This is a genomic window from Hymenobacter lapidarius (assembly GCF_001816145.1).
Taxonomy (GTDB): Bacteria; Bacteroidota; Bacteroidia; order Cytophagales; family Hymenobacteraceae; genus Hymenobacter; species Hymenobacter lapidarius.
On the sequence record NZ_MDZB01000006.1, the window covers coordinates 1 to 3,366 of the forward strand.

The 3,366-nt window shown below is 59.2% G+C and carries 4 protein-coding genes and 1 pseudogene; 3 read left to right on the plus strand and 2 right to left on the minus strand.

Features of this window, described 5'->3' with window-relative positions; translation table 11 throughout:
* Positions 1 to 768: DegT/DnrJ/EryC1/StrS family aminotransferase (locus BEN47_RS00075; RefSeq protein ID WP_193427115.1), on the minus strand; the 768-nt coding region annotated here is incomplete at its 3' end.
* Positions 769 to 1,005: 237 nt separating this feature from the next.
* On the opposite strand from BEN47_RS00075, the gene BEN47_RS00080 reads away from it, so the two are divergent.
* Both BEN47_RS00080 and BEN47_RS00085 read left to right on the plus strand, forming a co-directional pair.
* A complete protein-coding gene (locus BEN47_RS00080) occupies positions 1,006 to 1,266 on the plus strand; it encodes a helix-turn-helix domain-containing protein (RefSeq protein WP_070724175.1) in 261 nt (86 codons plus the stop codon).
* Positions 1,267 to 1,271: 5 nt separating this feature from the next.
* The gene (locus BEN47_RS00085) at positions 1,272 to 1,892 is read left to right on the plus strand and encodes a transposase family protein (protein ID WP_239691444.1); all 621 of its coding nucleotides are present in this window, start codon (positions 1,272 to 1,274) and stop codon (positions 1,890 to 1,892) included.
* On the opposite strand, the gene BEN47_RS19955 is transcribed toward BEN47_RS00085, so the two are convergent.
* Positions 1,863 to 2,099 (minus strand): glycosyltransferase family A protein, encoded by a 237-nt coding sequence (locus tag BEN47_RS19955; RefSeq protein ID WP_239691445.1) that lies wholly within the window; start codon positions 2,097 to 2,099, stop codon positions 1,863 to 1,865. The two genes, BEN47_RS00085 and BEN47_RS19955, sit on opposite strands and share 30 nt — an antisense overlap.
* A gap of 548 nt (positions 2,100 to 2,647) precedes the next feature.
* On the opposite strand from BEN47_RS19955, the pseudogene BEN47_RS00090 reads away from it, so the two are divergent.
* Positions 2,648 to 3,151: pseudogene (locus tag BEN47_RS00090) on the plus strand (transposase); the annotation flags it as partial.
* Positions 3,152 to 3,366: the final 215 nt, after the last annotated feature.

Here is a 3,366-nt window from a genome sequence, read left to right on the forward strand (position 1 = left end):
GCTCATATGGTACTTATAGCCCACGTCAGTGAGGTCGTACTCACGCTCCCCCACCTCGTTCATCGGCGAGTTGGCGCGGTCAATACCGAACCAACGGCGGCGGAACACCTCACGGGCCTTCTCCGGGTCGCGAGCACACAGGGCGCCGCCGTCGCCGGTGGTCAGGTGCTTGATGGCCTGGAAGCTGAAGCAGGTGTAATCGGAAATGGAACCGATGGCCTGCCCCTGGTAAGTAGCGCCCGGCGAGTGGGCCGCGTCCTCAATCACCACGAGGTTATGCTGCTCCGCAATGGCCTTAATCTCGGCCATATCGCAGGGGTAGCCGCCCCAATGCACGGCCATAATAGCCTTGGTGCGCGGCGTGATGCAGTGGGCAATGTCGGCCGGGGCGATGTTGCCAGTTTCGTATTGAATATCGGCAAAAATCGGCTTGGCGCCGGCCTGTACGATGGTAATGGCCGAGGCAATGAACGTCTGGGCCGAGAGAATCACCTCGTCGCCAGCGCCTACGCCGGCCACTTCCATCGCCAAGTGCAGAGCACTCGTGCCGCTGTTAAGGGCAGCAGGATGCACCATGCCCAACTCGGCACTCAGGCGGGCTTCAAACTCTTTCACCAGCTTGCCCTCGCTGAGAAAGGTACTGGTGAGCACCTCGCTCACGCGCTGCTGCGCCGAGGGATGCACAAAGGTGGTGAAGAGCGGGATGAACTGCCCACCGGGAGGGGCCATCACACCAGAAGCCAGCGAAGGCACAGATATATAGGCCATATAAATTGAGGAAATGCGACCGCAAAGGTAACCATTAATGTTATAAACTGCTGTTGATACTTGCTGGGCACATACCCACGACGCTAGTCAGCAAATATCGGAGTCAGGCCTCTTTTACTAGACGTGATTCGGAAGAAGTGGCTAAGTTAACTCGTGCGAGGCAAGCGTAGCTTTGGGGATGGATTACGTTGCCCTACGCGAGAAGCCGCGCCATTTCTGGCCCTAATCAGTCTACAGGTGGCTGAATTTGATGAGTTGCTCACCAACTTCTCCCCCGCCTGGGAGCGCCACCACCGCTGGCACACGCTCGAAGGCCGGCGACGGCAGTTTCCAGCGTATCGCGAACGGCCCAATGCCGTGCTGGCCGGCAGCGAGGTGAAGTTGTTTTTCCTGCTGACCTATTTTAAAAACAACAGCTTACAGCAGCATCAGGCGGCCAGCTTCGGCATCTCCCAAGCCCATGTGAGTCAGTTGAGCACGGCGTTGCTCGGCGCTTGAACTACATGCTGGCCCGCTGGGGGCTGCTGCCCGTGCGCGACGGAGGCAAATTGGCCCAGCGCTTGGTCGCCCATCACGAGCCGGTCTTCGCCTACGACCGAGTCGAGCGGGGCGTACCGCGCAACCAAGACCGCGAAGCCCAGGCGGAAGAATATAGTGAAAAAAAAGCCCATCGCCTAAAAAACATGACGTTGTGTGATTCGACGCAGTACGTGCACTATCTCTCGCCCACGGAAGGTGGCCGCTGCCACGACAAGCGCCTAGCCGACGAGTATGCGCTAGGTTTGCCCACCGGCAGCGTGTTGTGCCAGGGCCTGGGCTTGTTGGGCCACGCCCCGGCGGGGGTGCTGATGGAAATGCCGCACAAAAAGCCGCCGCGGGGCGAATTGACCTTTGCCCAGCTGCTTTACAATCGGCTGCTGAGTCTATTACGCGTGGTCATCGAGCACGCCCACAGGGGCATCAAGCGCCTGCGCATGGTCCAAGACAGGGTACGCTTGCGCGGCGAGTGGCGGCGCGACACAGTAATGGTCGTGGCCCGCGGCCTGCATGACCTGCACATACGCGCCCCTAGTGCGCCTACGCGCCCGATAAACTCAACACCCAAGTCGAATAAGGTGTACTAGGGTTTTAGCGTATAGAGTGGCTAGGTGTTTAGGGTAAAACCGGTCATCGGAATCCAAAAAAATCACATACTCATCTTGGGCGTGGGCCAAGTCATAATTGCGGGCCGCGCCACGCTCGGCGTTTTGCTTGGGGTAGTAGCACAGGTGCGGGTCGGCAAAGCGGGCCACGACCACGGCGGTATAGTCCTTGCTGCCATCGTCCACCACCAAAATTCCCGGCTAGCTAAAATCTTGTTTTATAGCATTTTCACGAACGGTTTACCCTTTTATGAATCTTTGCGTAGGGTAAGATATGAAACCTTACTAACTTGATTTACGCACCCGCGTCGCTGCCGCTTGTGCACAGGTTGGCTCGCGTCAGCAACGGGTCGCTGACCGCTTCGGGGTGAGCGTCTCCTTCATCAAGAAGTTGCGCCACCAACAGCGCCAAACTGGCTCATTAGCGGTTAAGCCTGCCAGTGGCGGACCAGCCCGATCGATTTTGCCGACTGAGCAGGCGTGGCTCGTGGCCTACGTGGGGTAACACGCCGACGCCGCACTGGCCGAGTTGAACGCCGCTTGGCAGGCCGAATTTGGCCGCCCGGTGAGTCAAACCAGCATTTGGACCGTACTGGACGAGCACGGACTGCGGCGCAAAAAAAGCAACCACGCCAGCGAACGTGACAGCGAGCGGGTCGTAGCGGCGCGGGCTGCACACATAGAAACCGTGTGCACGCGGCCCGACGTAGAGCGCTTCCACTTTCTCGTTTCTCGACGAAACAGGTCTGCGCCTCGACTACTGCCGTCGCTACGCGCGGGCCTTTGGCGGGCAACGCGTCTGTCAGCCCGTGCCGCTGACCAGGTGCCGCTCCCTGACGTTGATCGGGACACTGTCGGTGCAGGGCTTAGGGGCGGTGCAATTGCTGGAAGGCTACCTCAATTACACGAATTTTGCTTGGTACGTGACCGAGTGTCTGGCCCCCACGTTGCGGCGGGGGGATGTACTGGTGCTGGACAATTTCTCGGTGCATAAACTGCCGGGCGTAGTCGAATGGCTGGCTGAGCGGGGCGTGGAGGTAGTCTTTCTGCCACCTTACTCGCCCGACTTCATCCCAATTGAGCAGGCGTGGAGCAAGCTCAAAACAGCGTTACGAGCCGCCCAGGCCCGCACCCGACAGGAGCTGGAGCAGGCCCCTGCAGGAAGCCATCAACTGGATTACGAGCAGGATGCACGCAACTGGTTTGACCACTGTGGCTACCACACGCAAGCCCCACAATAACGGGGTAAACTGTTCGCGAAACTGCTATAGAGCCTGTTAAAATTTACGAATAAGGTGCCGAATACTGGACAAATACAAGGTAGCCTCGGCGCTGCTGGTTTCGCATTCGAAGTCGTGGCTCAGTCGTCGGTCCCAGTGCAACCAGCTGATGGAACGCTCCACAACCCAGCGCGTGGGTTGCGGGGTAAAGCCGCCGCCGCCGCTTAGGCCGGGGG

Bases quoted from the DNA above. Each gene is read 5' to 3' on its own strand.
- BEN47_RS00085 (WP_239691444.1), top strand. From the start codon at position 1,272: ATGCTGGCCCGCTGGGGGCTGCTGCCCGTGCGCGACGGAGGCAAATTG.